Source organism: Salmonella sp. NW177 (genome assembly GCF_051811585.1).
GTDB classification, from domain to species: domain Bacteria; phylum Pseudomonadota; class Gammaproteobacteria; order Enterobacterales; family Enterobacteriaceae; genus Salmonella; species Salmonella enterica.
The window spans coordinates 15898-37974 of record NZ_JAMMZV010000006.1 but is presented as its reverse complement, the minus strand read 5'-3'; the positions used below and the strand labels follow the sequence as shown (position 1 = coordinate 37974).

Annotated in this window: 17 protein-coding genes and 1 pseudogene; 4 read left to right on the top strand and 14 right to left on the bottom strand. The window is 55.3% G+C overall.

The window, feature by feature from the left end; all coding sequences use genetic code 11:
- Nucleotides 1-22: 22 nt before the first annotated feature.
- The 7 genes and pseudogenes from slrP to bioB all read right to left on the bottom strand — a co-directional run bounded on the left by slrP (nucleotide 23) and on the right by bioB (nucleotide 9064).
- A complete protein-coding gene (gene slrP / locus NA986_RS16825) occupies nucleotides 23-2290 on the bottom strand; it encodes an SPI-1 type III secretion system effector E3 ubiquitin transferase SlrP (protein WP_079940935.1) in 2268 nt (755 codons plus the stop codon).
- 7 nt (nucleotides 2291-2297) lie between these two features.
- Nucleotides 2298-2472: pseudogene (locus NA986_RS16820) on the bottom strand (hypothetical protein).
- A gap of 307 nt (nucleotides 2473-2779) precedes the next feature.
- Nucleotides 2780-4801: an excinuclease ABC subunit UvrB gene (uvrB, locus tag NA986_RS16815; protein WP_000042502.1), complete on the bottom strand. Its 2022-nt coding sequence runs from the start codon at nucleotides 4799-4801 to the stop codon at nucleotides 2780-2782.
- 650 nt (nucleotides 4802-5451) lie between these two features.
- Complete coding sequence (gene bioD / locus NA986_RS16810; protein WP_023216723.1) at nucleotides 5452-6138, bottom strand: dethiobiotin synthase; 687 nt, start codon at nucleotides 6136-6138, stop codon at nucleotides 5452-5454.
- Nucleotides 6131-6886, bottom strand: coding sequence for a malonyl-ACP O-methyltransferase BioC (bioC, locus tag NA986_RS16805; RefSeq protein WP_023216722.1), 756 nt, complete (start codon nucleotides 6884-6886; stop codon nucleotides 6131-6133). Before bioC ends, bioD begins: the two co-directional genes overlap by 8 nt.
- Complete coding sequence (bioF, locus tag NA986_RS16800) at nucleotides 6870-8027, bottom strand: 8-amino-7-oxononanoate synthase (RefSeq protein WP_023216721.1); 1158 nt, start codon at nucleotides 8025-8027, stop codon at nucleotides 6870-6872. Before bioF ends, bioC begins: the two co-directional genes overlap by 17 nt.
- Nucleotides 8024-9064, bottom strand: coding sequence for a biotin synthase BioB (gene bioB, locus NA986_RS16795; protein ID WP_000090727.1), 1041 nt, complete (start codon nucleotides 9062-9064; stop codon nucleotides 8024-8026). Before bioB ends, bioF begins: the two co-directional genes overlap by 4 nt.
- Before the next feature lie 86 nt (nucleotides 9065-9150).
- On the opposite strand from bioB, the gene bioA reads away from it, so the two are divergent.
- Together bioA and NA986_RS16785 are read left to right on the top strand one after the other, a co-directional pair.
- Nucleotides 9151-10440, top strand: a complete 1290-nt coding sequence (gene bioA / locus NA986_RS16790; RefSeq protein ID WP_023216719.1) for an adenosylmethionine--8-amino-7-oxononanoate transaminase — start codon at nucleotides 9151-9153, stop codon at nucleotides 10438-10440.
- Between the two features lie 57 nt (nucleotides 10441-10497).
- On the top strand, nucleotides 10498-10974 hold the full coding sequence (locus NA986_RS16785; protein ID WP_000767403.1) for a kinase inhibitor: 477 nt from the start codon (nucleotides 10498-10500) through the stop codon (nucleotides 10972-10974).
- A gap of 84 nt (nucleotides 10975-11058) precedes the next feature.
- On the opposite strand, the gene hutH is transcribed toward NA986_RS16785, so the two are convergent.
- The 5 genes from hutH to hutI form a co-directional block, all read right to left on the bottom strand.
- A complete protein-coding gene (gene hutH / locus NA986_RS16780) occupies nucleotides 11059-12579 on the bottom strand; it encodes a histidine ammonia-lyase (RefSeq protein ID WP_001095239.1) in 1521 nt (506 codons plus the stop codon).
- A gap of 1 nt (nucleotide 12580) precedes the next feature.
- Complete coding sequence (gene hutU / locus NA986_RS16775; RefSeq protein WP_001115209.1) at nucleotides 12581-14266, bottom strand: urocanate hydratase; 1686 nt, start codon at nucleotides 14264-14266, stop codon at nucleotides 12581-12583.
- A gap of 196 nt (nucleotides 14267-14462) precedes the next feature.
- Entirely contained in the window at nucleotides 14463-15188 is a 726-nt protein-coding gene (locus NA986_RS16770; protein ID WP_023216718.1) for a histidine utilization repressor, read from the bottom strand.
- Between the two features lie 44 nt (nucleotides 15189-15232).
- Nucleotides 15233-16174, bottom strand: a complete 942-nt coding sequence (gene hutG / locus NA986_RS16765; RefSeq protein WP_023195249.1) for a formimidoylglutamase — start codon at nucleotides 16172-16174, stop codon at nucleotides 15233-15235.
- Nucleotides 16171-17394 (bottom strand): imidazolonepropionase, encoded by a 1224-nt coding sequence (gene hutI, locus NA986_RS16760; RefSeq protein WP_023216717.1) that lies wholly within the window; start codon nucleotides 17392-17394, stop codon nucleotides 16171-16173. The genes hutG and hutI overlap by 4 nt, the downstream gene beginning before the upstream one ends.
- A gap of 237 nt (nucleotides 17395-17631) precedes the next feature.
- Between hutI and NA986_RS16755 the strand changes: the two genes are divergently transcribed.
- Nucleotides 17632-18915: a putative acyl-CoA thioester hydrolase gene (locus tag NA986_RS16755; RefSeq protein WP_001094772.1), complete on the top strand. Its 1284-nt coding sequence runs from the start codon at nucleotides 17632-17634 to the stop codon at nucleotides 18913-18915.
- 123 nt (nucleotides 18916-19038) lie between these two features.
- Here the strand turns inward: NA986_RS16755 and pgl are convergent, their stop codons facing one another.
- Nucleotides 19039-20034: a 6-phosphogluconolactonase gene (pgl, locus tag NA986_RS16750; protein ID WP_023216716.1), complete on the bottom strand. Its 996-nt coding sequence runs from the start codon at nucleotides 20032-20034 to the stop codon at nucleotides 19039-19041.
- A gap of 163 nt (nucleotides 20035-20197) precedes the next feature.
- Between pgl and NA986_RS16745 the strand changes: the two genes are divergently transcribed.
- Nucleotides 20198-21016, top strand: coding sequence for a pyridoxal phosphatase (locus tag NA986_RS16745; RefSeq protein ID WP_001748281.1), 819 nt, complete (start codon nucleotides 20198-20200; stop codon nucleotides 21014-21016).
- On the opposite strand, the gene modC is transcribed toward NA986_RS16745, so the two are convergent.
- The gene (modC, locus tag NA986_RS16740) at nucleotides 21017-22075 is read right to left on the bottom strand and encodes a molybdenum ABC transporter ATP-binding protein ModC (protein WP_000891710.1); all 1059 of its coding nucleotides are present in this window, start codon (nucleotides 22073-22075) and stop codon (nucleotides 21017-21019) included. It lies immediately after the preceding gene.
- Between the last annotated feature and the right edge of the window lie 2 nt (nucleotides 22076-22077).

Sequence of the window (22077 nt, the reverse complement as noted above, 5' to 3'; positions counted from 1 at the left end):
CCTTCTGATAAACTGCGTTCAGCTACCGCCAGTAGGCGCTCATGAGCGAGCTCACCTCTTTTTTCAGCAATATATTCTCCATGAGCTCAGTACAGAGTGACTGATTAATTTCTTCCATTATTTTTTTCCCAATAGCACGCTCTGCGTCAGAGTCGTCTGCTATTCTTAACGCTTCCAGTTCAGCATTGACCCGGCTCTGATACTCATCCGTTTCAATACACTCAGCCCTTTTGTCCATCATTTCACGCCACTCTTCTGGCGCTATACGCTCCAGCACTTTATGCCACGGCCCCCACAGCGCAAACCATTTGTGAAAATCCCTATTTTCAGCAATTTTTATCCTTATTTCCGCATCGTCCAGGTCAGACTCAGTAATACCCGAAACGTTATAGAACCGCATATCCTGGGTCATTGTTGTCAGCGACAGCGACTCTCGTAACTGATTCTGAAAACCCAGGTATACTTCGACTTCGTCAATAAAAAACAGCCGTTTTACCTTTTCTCTGGCGAGCGATTCTATTTGCTCCAGCCGAAAAATTTCACGCCCCGCCATAATCAGTTCCGCTAAGTGGCTATCAAAGGCGCCTCTTTCAGCATCATGAACCAACGTCGCTTCCTGCATTTGGTGGTATGCCAGTGTGACCCGATCTTCACAGCTTATCGTTGCATCCATCGCTATAAAAAATGCGGTTTCTCTTAGTGCGCCATCATCAGCCAGGCGCATTAGCCAGGCGGAGACTTGTTCCTTAAAATCCGGGTGTCGGGTGTTCTGCGTATCGCTAAGACGATCCAGAAACATGCTGAAGGCTGCCGCGTTTACTTCCGTCTCAAACGCCCGCCATTGGTTGACGTCTTCCTCCTCGAGATTGGTTAGCCACCACCGGACAGCTTGATGCAGTGGTCGAGTTACCCGAACAGTTGAAAAGTCGCCCATGGCGAAAAATACCTCGGGTCCCTGATAACCCGCAGAGGACATTAGCCGCTGCATATTCTGTATTGTTCGTTCTGAAAAAGGATTATGTTCTACGATTATTCTTGTAGGTCGAGGTCCTTCACCACGAAAATGGGGTAACGACTCCGGGAGACGGACCAGGCGATTGCGAGAGGCCTGCATTATTTGTAATGCTGCCGGGAGGTTTTCCGGAAGATTACTCAATGCGTTACGGGAAACGTCCAGCGTTGTTATCGTGGGAGGTAGTGTTTCAGGCAGAACAGTAATCTGATTTTTACTTACATCCAGGAACTGTAATTCTGGTGGTAACGATGCGGGCAGACTGGTTAAGGCATTTTCGCCGGCCTCCAGATTCTTCAGGCCCGGCGGCAATGTTTCAGGCAGAGCGGTTAACGAATTACTCTGCACATTCAAACGGATAATCCCTGACGGAAGATGTTCTGGCAATGTCCTTATGCGGTTATCATAAACGCTCAGGTACCGAAGTTCCTCAGGTAGATTTTCAGGTAAAAAACTAATTTTATTATGGAAAAGATCCAGCGATTGAAGCGCTGAAGGCAAACGTTCCGGCAATTCAGTAATACGGTTAATGCTCAGCTCCATTTCCTGTATGGTATCCGGTAACGAGGCAGGGATACTGGTTAGCTGATTACAGCTGGCATACAGGGTCTTTATATTTCCCTGTAAATTTTCCGGCAAACTTTTCAGTTCATTGTTATCGAGTATCAGAGTAGTTATCTGCTCAGGAATACAGGCGGGTATAGTGGTAAGTCCTAATATTTTCAGACGGAGTTCCGTCTTATTATTTTTCAGGCAGTCACGCATCCGTTGTACGGCTTTTTCACGATTTGCTGCCTCTTCCGCTGGCGCCGCTTTTACCCACTCAGACCAGTTTAACTCATAATTCACAGCATCTTTGGAGCCAGAAGCGCTACTCGCCTGCTCGCTTTCTGTCACACGGGTATAGGTGACTGACTTTCCCCCTCCCTCAACGGTATAGCCCTCTGTATTAAAAACTATAGACAGAATTTCCTGACTATTTTCACTCAAAATACAGTATTGGTCTGCCCCTCCTCTACTATACAGAATATTATCCGCATACGCCGGGAAAGCTAACGTCCTTAAACATTCAAACTTGCTTTTGATCTCTTCTGGCGAGGCGGTTTCAGGTGGATGACAAAGATAAGCGATGCAGCTTTGTGCTTCAACCTGATGTTCTGAAGAGAAAAAGGCACTTATTTTATTCCATATCTCTTCTTTTAAAGGCACCTCTGTTGATGCCTCATTGCTAATACTTTGATGCCTTGCCGTAGGTTGTATATTAGTAATATTAAACATATTTTCCCTACCTGATCTGAACGTAACCTAAAGTAACAGATAAGGATATTCTCAACTTTAAATAAGAGGTCATAGTCGTCATTATTTCGGACAAATCATTCAGTATTTGCAGCGCTTGACTTATAAATGCTCACGCTTCCATCACCTCTTTTTTTACGTAGGATGATGTTATCTGTTGCCATGACACGATTTCAACGAACTCACATAAGATTAAAATGACGATCATAAGGATAGCTATACCGATAATACGGGGCGTTTTTTTCATAGCCGAGGAGAGAGGGAAAATTAGCGTTGGGTTCAGCCTCAACGCTAATTTTCTTCAGTTGTGATTAAACTAGCTAACTCATTGATGTTTTGACTTTTTCGACAATCTCGTTAGTCAAAGCCTGTCACTGTTTTTCATTCCTGACTGACTTAGCCCTGACTATTGCACTGAAATTCTCAAAAGCGAGCCATGGTAACGATGACTCGCTGGCGATCGACACATTGTCAGGACGCCGCGATAAACAACTCGCGTAACTGGTGCAACTGGTCGCGAATTTGCGCGGCTTCTTCAAACTCCAGATTTTGCGCGTGCTGCATCATTTGCCCTTCCAGTTCATGAATTTTCTGCTGCAACGCTTTCGGCGTCATATCCAGTTCGACAATTCCGGCTTTTGCCGTAGAACGGCCCTTGCCTTTCCCCTTCGCTTTGGTTTTCGCAATGTTCTGCCCCAGCGCCAGGATGTCGACCACTTTTTTGTTCAGCCCCTGCGGAGTGATACCGTGCTCTTCGTTGTACTTCTGCTGCTTCTCGCGACGTCGCTCGGTTTCGCCAATCGCCTTTGCCATTGACGGCGTGATTTTATCGCCATACAGAATCGCTTTACCGTTAACGTTACGCGCCGCGCGCCCTATGGTCTGAATCAGGGAGCGCTCGGAGCGCAGGAAGCCCTCTTTATCGGCGTCCAGAATCGCCACCAGCGAGACTTCCGGCATATCCAGCCCTTCGCGCAGCAGGTTAATCCCCACCAGAACGTCAAACTCGCCCAGACGCAAATCGCGGATGATTTCCATGCGCTCCACGGTATCAATATCTGAGTGCAGGTAACGCACGCGCTCGCCGTGCTCTTCCAGATATTCGGTCAAATCTTCCGCCATCCGTTTGGTGAGCGTAGTGACAAGGACACGCTCATTAATGGCCGCACGCTGACGAATTTCGGACAGCAGATCGTCCACCTGGGTCGCCACCGGACGCACTTCAATAATCGGGTCCAGCAGCCCGGTCGGTCGCACGACCTGATCCACCACCTCATCACCAGATTTTTCCAGCTCATAGTTGCCGGGCGTGGCGGAAACATAGATAGTTTGCGGCGCTAAGGCTTCAAACTCCTCAAACTTCAGCGGACGGTTATCCAGCGCCGAAGGCAGACGGAAGCCATACTCGACCAGCGTCTCTTTGCGCGCCCGGTCGCCGCGGTACATGCCGCCTATCTGCGGGATGGTGACATGAGACTCATCCACCACCAGCAGTCCGTCGGCGGGCAGATAATCGAACAAGGTTGGCGGCGGTTCGCCCGGCCCGCGGCCCGACAGAAAGCGGGAATAGTTTTCAATGCCTGAGCAGTAGCCCAGCTCGTTCATCATCTCTAAATCGAACTGCGTGCGCTGGCTTAATCGCTGCTCTTCAAGCAGCTTATTATTTGCCAGCAAAACCTTACGCCTGTCCGCCAGCTCATCTTTTATCTCTTCCATCGCCTGCAGAATACGCTCGCGCGGCGTCACGTAGTGCGTTTTGGGATAGATAGTATAACGTGGCACCGTTGACTCTACCTGCCCGGTTAACGGGTCGAACAGCGACAGGCGTTCCACTTCTTCATCAAACAGCTCAACGCGTAGCGCGATGTCGTCAGATTCAGCCGGGAAGATGTCGATCACTTCGCCGCGCACGCGAAAGGTACCACGCTGAAAAGCTTGATCGTTACGGGTGTATTGCAATTCCGCCAGCCGACGCAAAATCGCGCGCTGGTCAATCAGCATTCCCACCGTCAGATGCAGCATCATTTTCAGGTAGAGATCCGGATCGCCCAGACCGTAAATCGCGGACACGGAAGCCACCACCACGACATCGCGTCGCTCAAGCAACGCTTTCGTTGCCGACAACCGCATCTGCTCAATATGTTCGTTTACCGAAGCGTCTTTTTCGATAAACGTATCCGAACTTGGCACATACGCTTCCGGCTGATAGTAGTCATAGTAGGAGACGAAATACTCCACCGCGTTTTCCGGGAAAAACTCTTTCATTTCGCCGTAGAGCTGCGCCGCCAGGGTTTTATTGGGCGCAAGCACCATCGTTGGCCGCTGCAAGTCCGCAATGACGTTGGCTATGGTGAATGTCTTCCCGGAGCCGGTCACGCCCAATAACGTCTGATGCGCCAGCCCGTCCTCCAGCCCCTCTTCCAGACGACGTATAGCGTCCGGCTGATCGCCAGAAGGTTTAAAAGCGGAATTCAGTTTGAACGGTTTACTCATGAGCGGCTACCTGAAGGAGTGAGCGGGCAGGGGTGTAATTTTACTCTCGACGGTGAATATTGCCAATAAAAAATACTGGATGAAAAAACAGTAACACTCCAGTGTATAATGGCTATCGGCAGATACCACACGCTATTTAGAGGTAAAACATAGACAGTCGCGGGGTAAAATTCCAGCAGTGTGCTGGTTATCCCCAGACCAGAGTCTTTTTTAACATTTGTCAAGTCGGATGATGAAAGTTTTATGTCAACGTATCCCCCTTCCTTTACAACCATTGATTTTATATAACTTGCTGTCTGAAAAGGGATATTTTCTCAAGCCGTCTTTCGCGCCAATTTAGTCGCAGGCCGCGTCGCCTCTCGCTTACGTTGTGTTTTCTAACTCTAATACACAAGGTTATCCACAGGAATAGTGGATAACTGCTTCCAGCCCGTATCCCCTGCCGCCTGGCAAAATCAGCCCCTGACGTTTTCGCCGGGCGATAAAAAAAAATTATCGCTATTTTTGGCAGATTATTGGCTAACGAGAAGGGAAAAATTGAGGCGTAGACGCTCACATTTTGCACATTTTTAGCCTGGCGACGTCAGGAGGGGCTGGCGAAAGAACAGCAGGATCGTCTGATCCTGCAAGAAGGCGGTTTTTAAGCGCGGTCAGGCGCGTTCCAGGGGGCTAAGGTCCAGATACTGTCCTGTCGCCGCCTGCGATGGAGAAACGCCCAGCCACGGGATTTCCCCTAATAGCGGGGCCGGTATGACGCGGCGAAGCGTCGCGAGATATTCACCATGACGCGCGCCTGGCGGCTGTACGTCGTTGGCTATCCATCCGACAAGCGGTAATCCGGCCTGTTCTACCGCCAGCGCCGTCAGCATGGCGTGATTAATACAGCCCAGCTTGACGCCAACAACCAGAATCACCGGCAGCTGTTCCGTCTGTACCCAGTCGGCAAACGTCAGCGTGGCAGAGAGCGGTGTAAACCAGCCGCCCGCCCCTTCTGTCAACACCCAGTCTGCCTGCGCCTCCAGCGTTCGCAATCCGCGTGATAACACCGCCGCGTCTATCGCCCGGCCTTCGTCGGCGCTAACGATGTGGGGAGAGGTAGGCTCGGCAAAAGTATAAGGATTGATAGCGGAATAAGGTTGCGGCAGGCTGCTGTTACGCTGCAAGGCCAGGGCATCGCTATTGCGTAGCCCGTCGGTTGTCATTTCGCTGCCGGAAGCGACGGGCTTATAGCCTACGGTTTGATAACCTAACTGCGTTGCGGCCTGCAATAAGGCGCAACTGGCAACCGTTTTACCGACTTCAGTATCAGTACCGGTCACAAAATAGCGTTTAGTCACGTTCAATCACTCCCATAAAAAGATGGTACGTCAGCGGATATTTCCCCTGCCGCTGCGGCCATGCCAGTTGAATCTGTCTAAGCCGGGCGCGGGTTAATACATCCGACTCCCGCCCTTCATGAAGATGGGTGGCGCCAATGCCTTTAAGCGAGCGCATCGCGCTCAGGGCATCCTCAAACCACAATGTCATCGCCTGAGTATGACGAGACACCCGCCAGCCGCGCAGCGCGTGGTCAATGGCCTCTTCCGGCAAAAAGCTATTCGCGTGAGCGCGATTATCGACGGCCTGCCATGCCTGACGCAGTTCCGGCAACGACCCCTGGCACAAGGTGGTAAACGCCACCACGCCGCCGGGCCGTACAACCCGATACAACTCGCTCAACGCATCACGTAAATCACCACACCACTGGACCGCCAGGTTGCTCCAGGCCAGGTCAAAAACTTCGACGTCATGGGGAATCGCTTCGATATCCGCCAGCAAATAGTGATGCGCCGCCTGACGATCGCGCGCCTGTTGCAGCATCGGCAGCGAAAGATCCAGGGCGGTCACTTCGCTCCCCCGCTCTCGCCAGTAACGACTCATACGTCCGGGGCCGCAGCCTGCGTCCAACACACTGGCAAACTGGCGGCCTGTCAACAGCGTCAGCAGCGCATCCGCGCTGTGTTGCTGCAAAGAGGCGTGCTGTTCATATTGCGATGCGGCCCGGCCAAACGCCGCCGCAATAGCCTGCTTATTCACCTGCGCCATGCAGCACCTCCAGCAGACGGTCTATATCGCATGCTTCATGCGCCTGCGTTAACGTTAAGCGCAGGCGCGCCGTACCGACAGGCACCGTCGGCGGACGAATCGCCGTCGCCCAGCATCCTTGTTGACGCAGCGCCTCCGCCAGGCGCAATGTACGGCTGTTATCGCCCACGATTAACGGCTGGATGGCGCTATGGGCATTCAGTAGCGTAAACCGGGACGCGTTAACGCCGGCCCGAAAGCGCTGAACCAGAGCGGCGAGTTTTTCGCGCCGTTCACGACCTTCATCGCTACGGATCACCGCCAGCGAGGCGCTTAACGCCTGCGCCTGGGCGGGCGGCATACTGGTGCTGTAAACCAGATGACGGGCGAATTGCAGCAGATAATCCGCGACGCTTTCCGAGCAGAGCACCGCTGCGCCGCTGACGCCAAACCCCTTACCGAAAGTCACCACCAGCAACTCAGGCTTCACCCCCCGTTGCCAGCAGGTGCCCCGCCCCTCATCGCCAGTCACGCCGATGCCGTGCGCATCATCAACCAACAGCCAGGCATGATGCCTGCGGGCAATGTGCTGGATTTCCGCCAGCGGCGCGCTGTCGCCGTCCATGCTGTATACACCTTCTGTCACCACCAGTTGCTGGCCCACGCAGGGCGATTGCAGTAAACGCGACAGATGCTGCGTATCGTTATGGATAAAGCGGCGAAGCTGCGCCGGACTCAGATTGGCGGCCTCCAGCAGGGAAGCATGACTCAACCTGTCGGCCACAATCCGGTCATTTTTTTTCATTAAGGCGGTAATGACCGCCTGATTCGCCGCAAAGCCAGAGATAAACAGCAGCGCGCGTGGATATCCTAACCATTGCGCCAGTTCCTCCTCTAACGCCTGGTGCGCCACGGAATAACCGCTGATATGACCCGACCCGCCGCTGCCGACGCCAAAACGTATCGCTGCCTGTTGCCAGGCGCGAATAATCTGCGGGTGTTGACTTAAGCCGAGGTAATCATTGCTGGAGAAGTTAAGATACTGTCGCCCGTTCGCTACCAGCCAGCGTCCGGCGCCCTGCGACACCACATAGCGGCGGCGCAATGTATCCGTCGCCCGACGCGCCGTCAGCGCATCGTCGACGCGTTGTTGCCAACTCATAAGGCTGCCGCGTTGTAATAATCATCGGTGTCAGGCGTCATCAGCGTCTGCTCCAGACGTTGCTGCTGCTCGTTATCGCCCGCCAGCACCCTGGTCTGCTGCGGATTCAGCCCCAGCTTACGGAATAACTGCAGATCCTTGTCCTCTGCCGGATTTGGCGTAGTTAACAATTTGCAGCCATAGAAAATCGAGTTCGCCCCGGCCATAAAGCACATCGCCTGGGTCTGCTCGTTCATCTGTTCACGTCCTGCGGAAAGACGCACGTATGAGGTCGGCATCATGATGCGCGCTACGGCGATAGTACGAATAAAATCAAATGCATCCACGTCATCGTTATCCGCAAGCGGCGTGCCTTTTACCTTCACCAGCATGTTGATTGGCACGCTTTCCGGCGGCGTCGGCAGGTTCGCCAACTGCAACAACAGTCCGGCGCGATCGGTAACCGTTTCGCCCAGACCCACAATGCCGCCGGAGCATACTTTAATCCCTGCTTCACGGACTTTTTCCAGCGTGTCGAGGCGCTCCTGATAGGTACGGGTAGTGATGATATTGCCGTAAAACTCCGGCGAGGTATCGAGGTTGTGGTTGTAGTAATCCAGCCCGGCGTTAGCCAGACGCTGCGCCTGGCTCTCGTTCAACATGCCTAGCGTCATACAGGTTTCCAGCCCCATCGCTTTGACGCCCTGTACAATCTGCTCCAGATAAGGCATATCGCGTTCATGCGGATTCTTCCAGGCCGCCCCCATACAGAAGCGGGTCGAACCGGCGTTTTTCGCTTTACGGGCGGAGTCCAGTACCTGCTCTACTTCCATTAAACGCTCGGCTTCCAGCCCGGTTTTATAGCGCGAGCTCTGCGGGCAGTATTTACAATCCTCCGGGCAGGCGCCGGTTTTGATCGACAGCAGCGTACTAACCTGTACCTGCTGCGGATCGAAATGCTGGCGATGAATTTGCTGCGCTTCAAACAGCAATTCCAGCAGTGGTTTTTCAAATAATTCGGTTACTTGCGACAGTGTCCAGCGTGGGTGGCGAGCCATCGGGCTTCTCCAAAATATGTTGTTTGTTTTTGATATGGTGTAGACTCGTAAACCTAAATCTTTTTAATTTGGTTTACAAGTCGATTATGACAACGGACGATCTGGCCTTCGATAAACGCCATATTTGGCATCCTTACACTTCCATGACCTCGCCGCTGCCGGTATATCCCGTTGAGCGGGCCGAAGGCTGCGAGCTGGTTCTCGCCTCGGGCGAACGCCTGATTGAGGGGATGTCCTCCTGGTGGGCGGCCATTCATGGTTATAACCACCCGCAATTGAATGCGGCGATGAAAGCGCAAATTGACGCCATGTCGCATGTCATGTTCGGCGGCATAACCCATCAACCTGCGGTGAATCTGTGCCGTAAGCTGGTCGCGATAACGCCTGAGCCGCTGGAGTGTGTCTTTCTGGCCGACTCCGGTTCGGTGTCGGTGGAAGTGGCCATGAAGATGGCGCTGCAATACTGGCAGGCGCGGGGCGAATCGCGTCAGCGTTTTCTGACGTTTCGCCACGGTTATCATGGCGACACGTTCGGCGCGATGTCGGTGTGCGATCCGGATAACTCCATGCACAGCTTGTGGAAAGGCTATCTGCCGGAAAATCTGTTCGCGCCGGCACCGCAAAGTCGGATGGATGGCGAATGGGATGAAAGCGACATCGCGCCATTTGCTCGCCTGATGGCCGCGCATCGCCATGAAATAGCCGCCGTGATTCTGGAACCTATCGTTCAGGGCGCGGGCGGGATGCGCATATATCATCCACAATGGCTCAGGCGTATTCGTAACATGTGCGATCGCGAAGGCATTCTGCTGATTGCCGATGAAATAGCCACCGGGTTTGGCCGTACCGGCAAACTGTTCGCCTGCGAGCATGCCGGGATCGCACCGGATATTCTGTGTCTCGGCAAAGCGTTAACCGGCGGCACCATGACCCTCTCGGCAACGCTCACGACACGCCAGGTTGCAGAGACTATTAGCAACGGCGAGGCGGGGTGTTTTATGCATGGCCCGACGTTTATGGGGAATCCGCTGGCCTGCGCCGTCGCCTGCGCCAGCCTGACGCTGCTGGAAAGCGGCGAATGGCGTCAGCAGGTGGCGTCTATCGAGTCTCAGTTACGCGCTGAGTTAGCCCCCGCGCAAAGTTCGCCCTGGGTGGCGGATGTGCGGGTGTTGGGCGCGATTGGGGTGGTTGAAACCACGCACACGGTCAATATGGCGGCGCTTCAACGCTTCTTCGTCGGGCAAGGCGTCTGGATCAGGCCGTTCGGCAAGCTAATCTACCTGATGCCGCCCTACATTATTCGTCCGGATCAACTGCGCCGTTTGACCCAAGCGGTCAATGACACGGTACACAATGAAACATTTTTTAGCCATTAATCAGCGGTAAGCGATGCTGCTTCTGGCTACACTTCTGGTGAGTCAAAAGGAGAGCGCATGAAACTTATCAGCAACGATTTGCGCGATGGAGATAAACTTCCTCATCGCCACGTTTTTAACGGTATGGGCTATGATGGCGATAATATTTCGCCGCATCTGGCCTGGGACGACGTGCCGATGGGCACCAAAAGTTTTGTCGTGACCTGTTACGATCCCGACGCGCCGACCGGCTCCGGCTGGTGGCACTGGGTGGTGGTGAACCTCCCGGCGGATACGCGCGTACTGACCCAGGGGTTCGGCTCAGGCCTGGTGGCCGTACCAGACGGCGTCATTCAGACGCGTACCGATTTCGGTAAAGCGGGCTACGGCGGCGCGGCGCCGCCTAAAGGGGAAACGCACCGCTATATCTTTACGGTTCACGCGCTGGACGTCGAGCGTCTTGACGTTGATGAAGACGCCAGCGGCGCGATGGTCGGCTTTAACGTGCATTTCCATTCGCTCGCCAGCGCCTCGATCACGGCGATGTTCAGTTAAACGCTGTGCCGGATGGCGGCGTAAACGTCTTACCCTGCCAACGGGTTGGGTAAGCCGAATACGCGCCGCGCCATCCGGCAGCATTCACATAAAGTCCGGCACCAGACGCTGTAACGCGCCTTGCGCCAGCAGCGTCGTCGCACACTCAATATCGGGTGCGAAAAAACGATCCTGCGTATAGTGCGCCACCCGCTCGCGCAGTGTCTGCCGCGCCTGTTCCAGTAACGAGCTGGAGGTTAACCCTTCCCGTAAATCTATCCCCTGACAGGCCGCCAGCCACTCCACGGCAATGATGCCGCGGGTATTCGCCGCCATTTCCCAGAGTCGCCGTCCTGCCGCCGGGGCCATTGAGACATGATCTTCCTGATTCGCCGAGGTCGGCAGGCTATCCACGCTGTGCGGGTGCGCCAGCGCTTTATTCTCGCTGGCGAGCGCTGCGGCGGTGACCTGGGCAATCATAAAACCGGAATTAACGCCGCCATTTTTCACCAGGAACGGCGGTAACTGCGACATATGTTTATCCATCATCAGCGCGATGCGCCGCTCCGATAGCGCGCCGATTTCCGCTATCGCCAGCGCCAGATTATCCGCCGCCATGGCAACCGGTTCAGCATGGAAGTTACCGCCGGAGATCACCTCCCCCGCATCGGCAAAGACCAGCGGATTATCGGACACCGCGTTGGCCTCAGCCAGCAGTACCTCTTTCGTCTGACGTAACTGGGTCAGACAAGCGCCCATTACCTGCGGCTGGCAGCGAAGGGAATACGGGTCCTGAACTTTATGACAGTGGTGATGTGATTCAGCAATGGCGCTGGTATCGGTCAGCAGATGCCGGAACAACCGCGCGGCGTCAATTTGCCCCTGTTGTCCGCGCGCGGCATGAATGCGCGCATCAAAAGGACGGCGCGATCCCAGTACGGCTTCGGTGGTCAGCGCGCCGCAGACGACGGCGGAGGCAAATAACTCCTGTGCCTCAAACAAACCGCGCAGCGCGAAGGCCGTTGACGCCTGGGTGCCGTTAAGCAGCGCCAGCCCCTCTTTGGCCGCCAGCGCGACAGGCTCCAGTCCGGCCTTTTTTAGCGCCGTCTGTGCCGGAAGCCATTCGCCCTGCCAGCGCGCTTTTCCTTCGCCAAGCAGCGTCAGCGACAGATGCGCCAGCGGCGCTAAGTCGCCCGACGCGCCAACCGAGCCTTTTGCCGGAATCAGCGGATACACGCCGGCATTCACCAGAGCGATGAGCGCCTCTATCACGCTCAACCGAATCCCGGAAAACCCGCGCGCCAGGCTATTGATTTTCAATACCATAATCAGACGCACCATCGCGTCATCCAGTGGGTCGCCTACGCCCGCGGCGTGAGACAGCACCAACGATCGCTGTAGATTTTGCAAGTCTTCATCAGCGATGCGCGTCTGCGCCAGCAGGCCGAAACCGGTGTTGATGCCGTAGGCGGTACGCCCTTCGGCAACGATATCATTGACGCACGCGACGCTGGCGTTAATACCGTCAATGGCGCTGGCGTCCAGCCGAAGCTGTACCGGATGACGCCAGACATCGTACAGTTGAGAGAGGCTTAACTGCCCCGGAGTGAGTGTCATGGTGTTCATATCAGCCTTTCCCCTGCGTCGCCGCAACCATCGGTAAATTCAGACCTTGCTCAACAGCGCATTCCACCGCGAGATCATATCCGGCATCGGCATGGCGCATGACGCCCGTCGCCGGATCGTTGTGTAACACGCGGCGAATACGCGCGGCGGCCTCGTCAGTGCCATCACAGACAATCACCATACCGGCGTGTTGCGAAAAACCCATCCCCACTCCGCCGCCATGATGGAGCGATACCCATGTCGCCCCGCTGGCGGTATTCAGCAACGCATTTAACAGCGGCCAGTCGGAAACCGCGTCGGAGCCGTCGCGCATCGCTTCGGTTTCACGGTTAGGGCTGGCGACAGAACCGGAATCCAGGTGATCGCGGCCAATCACAATGGGCGCGGATACCTCGCCGCAACGCACCATTTCGTTGAACGCCAGCCCCAGTTTTTGCCGCCACTCCAGGCCTACCCAGCAGATACGCGCCGGTAGCCCCTGAAAATGAATGCGCTCGCGCGCCATATCCAGCCAGTGATGCAGATGTTTATCCTCAGCCACTATCTCTTTGACTTTGGCATCGGTTTTATAGATATCCTGCGGATCGCCGGACAGCGCCACCCAGCGAAACGGCCCGATGCCACGACAGAACAGCGGACGAATATAGGCTGGCACAAATCCCGGAAAATCAAAGGCGTTTTCCACCCCCATCTCTTTCGCCATCTGGCGAATATTGTTGCCATAGTCAAAGGTCGGCACGCCCATTTTACTGAACGCCAGCATCGCCCGAACATGCGCCGCCATGGAACGTTTCGCTGCCTGCATCGTCCCGTGGGGATCGGATTGCGCGTTTTTCTGATACTCCTCCCAGCGCCAGCCGGAGGGTAAATAGCCATGTAGCGGATCGTGGGCGCTGGTCTGATCGGTCACCAGGTCCGGGCGCACGCCGCGATTAACCAGTTCCGGCAGGATATCCGCCGCGTTCGCGCACAGGGCGACGGACACGGCTTTCCCCTCGCGGGTGTAGCGCGTAATGCGGGCCAGCGCGTCATCCAGCGTGGCGGCCTGCTCATCCACGTAACGAGTACGCAGACGAAAATCGATACGGCTTTGCTGGCATTCAATCGTCAGCGAACACGCTCCGGCCAGCGTCGCGGCTAGCGGTTGCGCGCCGCCCATGCCGCCCAGCCCGGCAGTCAGCACCCAGCGTCCCGCCAGCGTGCCGTTATAGTGCTGACGCCCCGCCTCGACAAAGGTTTCGTATGTTCCCTGCACGATTCCCTGGCTGCCGATATAGATCCAGCTTCCGGCCGTCATTTGACCGTACATCGCCAGCCCTTTCGCATCCAGTTCGTTAAAGTGTTCCCATGTCGCCCAGTGGGGAACCAGGTTGGAGTTGGCGATTAATACCCGCGGCGCGTTGTCGTGCGTTTTAAATACGCCGACCGGTTTGCCAGACTGAATAAGCAACGTTTCGTCCGCCTCCAGCCTGGTGAGCGCATCAACAATAGCGTCATAGCATTCCCAGTTGCGCGCGGCGCGACCAATCCCGCCGTAGACCACCAGCTCATGCGGATTTTCCGCCACGTCAGGATCGAGATTATTCATTAACATCCGCAGCGGGGCTTCTGTCAGCCAGCTTTTCGCCGTTAATACCGTGCCTCTGGGCGCGCGGATAGTCTGCTGACGATACTTGCTTTCAGGCATAGCAATGACTCCTCATTATTATCGGTCTGCCATCGCCAAATAACGCTAAAACGCCACTATCAGGCACCGCCGCAGACCCACAGATAAGAATCAGACATATACTTGTCTATACAAGTAAGCACAAGAATAGAATTAACAAAAATGATACAATTTTGTTATATTGTGTCAGCAATCACGTTTTCCGGCAGCAGTCCGCTCAGGAGATAAATCGTCCCTGTAGCTGGTAGCGCGACCCGGGGAAAAGTAAGCGGGCGTGAGAAACAATCCGCGACGCGGACCAGGTTGTACGACGAATGAGCAGACAAGGCTCATGCTCTTTGATAGTTAACCACGCGCACTCTTGCGCCGTGGCGCGCACCGCCTCCACAATATGTTCCCCTTCCGTTAGCGGCGCGATCCGCGACAAATAAGCGTGCGGCGTGGTCTGACGGTAATCCTGCGTCAGGTAATCCACGGCAATATCCGCATTCACGCAGCGATCTTCAATTTGTACCGGCAGATCGTTTTCATAATGCACCATGATGGAATGGAAAATGACATCGCTCTCATTGACGTTGAGAGCGCTGGCCTGGATGGCGTTTGCCCGCACGCGCTCCAGCGTGAGCACCTCACAACGATGCTGATGACGGCGGGCGGCAATCTCCTCGGCGATACTGCGGACTTCAAACAGCGCGGACTGGCCTTTTGGTTCGGCGACAAACGTCCCCACGCCCTGTAAACGCACCAGCCACCCTTCATCCGTCAGCTCACGCAGCGCCCGGTTGATGGTCATTCGGCTAAAGCCATACTGGGCGACCAGTTCAGCTTCCGACGGAATGCGATCGTGCGGCTGCCAGACGCCGCCGGCTATTTTTTTACAGATGTCCTGTTTCACCGTTTCGTAAAAAGGCGCAGGCGCAGAACGGGAGCGGGATGAATACATGCGTGAAGCCTTCCTTATGCGGAGAGTGTTTTCCGGATGACAGATTAACGCCACCAGTGCGCGATTTGCCAGCCAAGCCGCGCCGCCACGCGCGCCGCTGCGCCATCGTCATCAAAGCGTGGATTAAACTCAACCAGATCCGCCGCCTGTAATTTTCCGCTGCGGCAAACCGGCTCAATTAAACGCAGAACCTGTATCAGCGGCACGCCCAGCGCTGCGGGAGCGGAGACGGCCGGCATTTCCCAGACAGGCAATACGTCGAGATCGATAGTCAGATAAATTTTATCCACCTTGTCGATAAACTGCGTCATCTGCGCCAGCGCGTCATGGCAGTCAAGATCCTCCACCACGGTAACATTCCGCCACTGCGCTTCCCGCCACAACGCCTGCGTATTTGCCGCACGGCTCACGCCGAAACAGGCATAATGAAACGCGCGGCTCTGCGCGTCGCATAGCTGCGCCAGTTGACGAAACGGCGTCCCGGATGTTGCCCGGTCGGTCTGACGGAGATCCAGATGCGCATCAAGATTAATGATCCCTACGCTTTCCTGCGCAAACGCGTCCAGCACCCCCGCGCCGTGTCCAAACGCGGTTTCATGCCCGCCGCCCAGTACCAGCGTGCGCATCCCGGCCCGCAGACAGCGGCTTACCGCATCGCGCAAGGCCTGCTGCGCGCCTTCCAGATCGGGAGTCGGCGCAACCCAATTGCCTAAATCCACCAGCCGTTCATGTCCCTGGTGGCTGGCCATATTCGCCAGCGCTTTACGCAACGCGTCCGGGGCGCCTGCCGCGCCGGGACGGCCTGAATTGCGTTTTACCCCCTCGTCGCAGGCAAATCCCATTAACGCGATCTTTTGCTGCCAGTTTTCGGGGGAAAAGGTCTCGCTGCGCGTGACGGTCTGAAACAGACGCCGCGCATCCGGCGCTTCTATACTGTCATCGCGCCCCTGCCAGAGCGCCGGAGAAGCCGGATACCATTGCGTCATGAGATTTGTCCTCTGTATACCCGCTGATATAAAGGGTTACGCCCCGGCTCATACACAATCTCTACCGGCTGTTCAGCATCCCACACCACAAAATCCGCCCGGTAGCCGGCCCTGATCTGCCCATGCGTCGCCTGTCTTCCCAGCGCGCGAGCGGCATGGCGCGTAACGCCCGCCCATGCCTCTTCCGGCGTCAGACCAAACTGTACGCAGGCCATATTCATCGCCAGATGCAAACTGCAAAACGGGCTGGTGCCAGGATTGAAATCGCTGGCGACGGCGACAGGCACCTGATAGCGGCGCAGCAGTTCCACCGGCGGGCGCTGCGTCTCGCGCAGAAAATAAAACGCGCCGGGCAACAACACGCCAACAGTACCGCCGTCACGCATCGCCGCGACGCCCGCTTCATCAAGATATTCGATATGATCCGCCGATAAACCCTGATAACGACTCACCAGCTGCGCGCCGCCCAACAGCGAAAGCTGCTCAACATGGCCTTTAACGGGAATACCTAACGCCTTCGCCGTCTGCAATACGCGCTCACTCTGCGCCACATTAAAGCCGACGCTCTCGCAAAAGAGGTCTACCGCATCAAATAACCCTTTTTGCCAGAGCTGCGGAATCATCGTCTCGCAGACCAAAGTGATGTAGCCGTCCGGGTCGTCACGATACTCCGCTGGCGTAGCATGAGCGGCAAGTAGCGTGGGGCTAATATCGATAGCGTTTTCGGCGGCAAGTTTTGCAGCAACGCGCAACAGCTTTTCTTCTGTCGCCAGCTCCAGACCATAGCCGGATTTAATCTCCAGCAGCGTAACGCCTTCGCTGGCAAGGCGCATCATGCGTTCGCGCGCCAGCAGGTAGAGCGTCTCTTCTGCACAGGCGCGGGTTGCTGATACCGTCGCGTTAATGCCGCCGCCCTGAGCGCTAATATGCTGGTATGACGCGCCGTTAAGCCGCTGTTCCCACTCTGCGGCGCGGTTACCGGCAAACACCAGATGCGTGTGGCAATCGATAAGTCCCGGGGTTACCAGTCGTCCCTGCATATCATGGATATTGTCCCCACTGACAGGAAGCTGCGTCTCTGGCACGATATCGCAAATATGCCCTTCGCGTACAATCAGCGCCTGGTTATCCACCAGCCCGTACGGGACTTGCCGCTGCGGGTCCATTGTCGCCAGCCTGATGTTTCGCCAGACAGTATCGTCCGGTAAAAGTTGCCGCATTCCTGTCGCTCTCTTGCCTGTCATGAGTTGTATAGACATTTATTTTCTTTCTGCTCCGGATTGTCAACTCAAAGCGCGAAAGTTGTTGCTTAATTGTGATAAAACTATCTGATGCTACAGGTGTTTCCAGCCTGAAAAGGAACTTTTTACCTTTTCGCCTTCCCGTTTCGTTCAACTTAGTATAAAAAAGCAGGCTTCAATGGATGTCATTTAACTTTTTCAAGCCCGGAGCAACCTGTGAATACATTATCGGTTTCCCGTCTGGCGCTGGCACTGGCTTTTGGCGTGACGCTGAGCGCCTGTAGCTCTACGCCACCCGATCAGATCCCTTCCGATCAAACCGCGCCTGGCACCGCCTCGCGCCCAATTCTGTCGGCAAATGAAGCGAAAAACTTCGTTGCGGCGCGCTATTTTGCCTCCCTGACGCCGAATACCGCCCCGTGGTCGCCGTCGCCGATTACCCTGCCCGCACAGCCTGACTTTGTGGTGGGGCCGGCAGGTACGCCAGGCGTTACGCACACCTCGATTCAGGCCGCGGTCGATGCGGCAATGGTTAAACGCACGAACAAACGCCAGTACATTGCTATTATGCCGGGCGACTATCAGGGGACCGTGTATGTTCCCGCCGCGCCGGGAAGTCTGACCCTGTACGGGACCGGTGAAAAACCGATCGATGTGAAAATTGGGATGGCGATTGATGGTGAAATGAGCGTCGCTGACTGGCGCCGCGCGGTGAATCCCGGCGGGAAATATATGCCTGGTAAACCCGCCTGGTATATGTTCGATAACTGCCAAAGCAAACACGCCGCGACGATCGGTGTGATGTGTTCTGCCGCGTTCTGGTCACAGAATAACGGTCTGCAGCTACAAAATCTGACCATCGAGAACACGCTGGGCGACAGTGTCGATGCCGGAAACCATCCGGCGGTGGCGCTGCGTACCGATGGCGACAAAGTCCAGATTAACAAGGTCAATATCCTTGGCCGCCAGAACACCTTCTTTGTGACCAACAGCGGCGTGCAGAACCGTCTGCAGACCGATCGTCAGCCGCGTACGCTGGTGACGAACAGCTATATTGAAGGCGATGTGGATATGGTGTCCGGACGCGGCGCCGTGGTGTTCGATAACACCAACTTCCAGGTCGTCAACTCCCGCACACAGCAGGAAGCCTACGTTTTCGCCCCGGCGACGCTGTCCAATATTTACTATGGCTTTTTGGCGATCAACAGCCGCTTTAACGCCTCCGGCGATGGCATTGCGCAGCTTGGCCGCTCGCTGGATGTCGACGCCAACACCAACGGTCAGGTCGTGATCCGCGACAGCGTGATTAACGAGGGCTTCAACGTTGCCAAACCGTGGGCCGACGCGGTCATCTCGAAACGTCCGTTTGCCGGAAATACGGGAACCGTGGATGACAAAGACGAGGTGCAGCGTAATCTGAACGACACTAACTACAACCGCATGTGGGAATACAACAACCGCGGTGTAGGCAGTAAAGTAGTGGCGGAACCTAAGCAGTAATCGCCGTTCCGGTTCAGGCTTATAAACGGGCCGCCGCAGCAGATGTGGCGGCCCGTGGTTTTACTGCAAGCGATGTTTATTGAAATTAATCAGGCAGCCCGCCGCCCTCCGGCACACAGCGCTTTAGTACGCGTTCACTACAACCCACATTGGCCCCTGGCCGACGGCATAACGGCCTTTTTCCGTCAGCAACCCCTGAGTGCCCGTAATTTCATAGACCGCGATATGATGTGATTTTTGACCCGCAGCAATCAGGTATTTTCCGCTATTGTCGATATTAAAGCCGCGCGGTTGGGCTTCCGTCGGCTGGAAGCCTTCAACGCTCAGTACGCTGCCGTCTTCGGAGACACTAAAGACGGTAATCAGACTGGCGGTGCGGTCACAGGCATACAGATGCCGTCCATCCGGCGTAATATGAATATCCGCCGCCCAACGGGTATCGGAAAAATCGGCGGGCATCATATCCAGCGTTTGTACGCACTCTATCTCGCCATGCGGATTTTTAAGCTGCCAGACATCCACCGAACTGTTCAGTTCATTGACGCAATAGGCATATTGTCGATTCGGGTGGAAGACCATATGACGCGGGCCTGCCCCTTCAACCGTATTCACTTCCGCCGGCTCCTTGGCCACCAGATGGCCGTCATCGCTTAGCGTAAACAGACAAATGCGATCCTGTTTTAGCGCAGGCACCCACAGGGTGCGGTTATCAGGCGTAATATTTGCCGAGTGGCAGCCGTCCAGCCCTTCCACCACATCCACCAGCTCAACCGGCAGGCCATCCTGTAAGCGCGTCACGCTGACATTACCGGCGTTATACGATCCGACAAAGACAAAACGACCATGATGATCGGTAGAAATATGGGTCGGGCTACCCGGCAGGGCGGATTCGGCGGCAAACGTCAGCGCGCCATCATCCGGCGCAATACGATACGCCAGGACACGAAACTCCGGGCGCACGCCGACATAGAGGTAGCGTTTATCCGGACTGACCACCATCGGCTGAACCTGACCGGGCACATCCACGACCTGCACCAGCGTCAGCGTCCCTTCGTGGTTCAGGCTCCAGACGTGAATTTGCTGACTCTCAGGGCTGGCGGTATAGACTGTTTGTTTCATGAATACTCCTTTGCATATGGCATGTAGCTGCAATAACAGGACACAGCTTAACGTAGTCGCTTTTGACGGCGAATGCTGAATTCAGACGCAGAATTTTGTCTGCTTACCGTCCCGGTGTACCATGCCGACAGACGGAATTATTACTCTTAATCTGGAAAAAATTATGACTGCACGCGTGATTGCCCTCGATTTAGACGGAACGTTATTAACCCCGCATAAAACCTTACTCCCCTCCTCGCTTGACGCGCTATCACGCGCCAAAGAGGCGGGCTTTCAACTTATCATTGTCACTGGTCGCCATCACGTTGCTATTCATCCTTTTTATCAGGCGCTGGCGCTGGAAACACCTGCTATTTGCTGCAACGGCACCTATTTGTATGATTATCAAGCTAAAACTGTCCTGGATGCCGATCCTATGCCCGTGGATAAGGCGTTGCAGTTGATTGATTTACTGGATGAGCATCAGATTCACGGCCTGATGTATGTTGATGACGCTATGCTTTACGAACACCCAACCGGCCACGTCGTGCGTACCTCCCGGTGGGCGCAGACCTTGCCGCCGGAACAACGTCCGACCTTTACACAGGTCTCTTCGTTAGCGCAGGCGGCGCGCGACGTGAATGCCGTGTGGAAGTTTGCGCTTACCGATGAAGATATTCCCAGACTACAGCGGTTCGGTCAGCATGTTGAACAGGCGCTTGGCCTGGAGTGCGAATGGTCATGGCACGATCAGGTGGATATCGCGCGCAAAGGCAACAGTAAAGGCAAGCGCCTTACCCAGTGGATAGAAGCGCAGGGAGGGTCAATGAAAAATGTGATCGCTTTCGGCGATAACTACAACGACATCAGTATGCTGGAGGCGGCAGGCACCGGCGTTGCGATGGGCAACGCCGATGAGGCGGTGAAAGCGCGCGCTGACGTTGTGATCGGCGATAACACTACCGATAGCATCGCCAAATTTATTTACACCCACCTGCTATAGTCAGGCGGTGATAGAAACGCTTTTCACCTGCGCGTAAAGCCACAGGCCAGGCTTGATATTCAGCTCATCCCTGGCCCACGGGCTTATTCGCGCCCACAGCGTTCTGCCGCCTATCTCAAGCTGGACTTCCACCTGCCCGTTATCGTCATAACAATTCGCCACTTTTGCCCGCAATACGTTGCGGATACTGGTCTGCTGCGGCGGCTGTAGTACCAGAGAGACATCCGACGCCTGTATACGAATACGCAGTGTGGATTGCAGCGGCTGATTGAGTTTATTTACCCACAGGTGCTGGTCGCCAAGCGCCAGGGCGGTCATGGCATAATGCGGGTGATGCTCCAGCACGCTGACTTTCAGAATACTGCTCTGTTGCTCTTTCGGCAGCCACGGGTGCATAACGCTGCTTCCCCAGACTTCTTCCAGCGGGCCAAACGCTTTAACCTGTCCATCCTCCAGCACCATGACTTTATCCGCCAGGTGGAGAATTTCATCGAGAGAATGGCTGACATACAGCATGGGAATATTGATTTCCCGTGCCAGCCGTTGCAGGTACGGCAGTAATTCGCGTTTACGCGGGATATCCAGCGAGGCCAACGGTTCGTCCAACAGCAGCAACTCCGGGGCGGTGAGCAATGCCCGGCCTATCGCTACGCGCTGTTTTTCTCCGCCGGACAGGCTCCCCGGCAGGCGATCAAGCAACGCTTCAATTCCCAGCAGCGACACCAGCTTATCAAACTGACCGGTCATGCTTTTCGCCATGCCGTAGCGCAAATTGCCGCGTACTTTGTAATGGGGGAACAGGCGCGCATCCTGGAAAACATAACCGATGCGGCGCTTTTCCGGCGTTAAACAGATACCGTTTTCCGCGTCATGCAACACCCGGCCATTCAGCGCGATGCGTCCTTTTTGCGGGCGAGTCAAACCGCTGATGGCATTAATCAGCGAGGTTTTTCCCGCGCCGGAGACGCCAAAGATAGCCGTGATCCCACTGGCTGGCAGCGTTTCGTTGAGGGTTAAACAGTGCGTTCCCAGCGTCTGGGAAAAATTAAGCTCCAGCATGG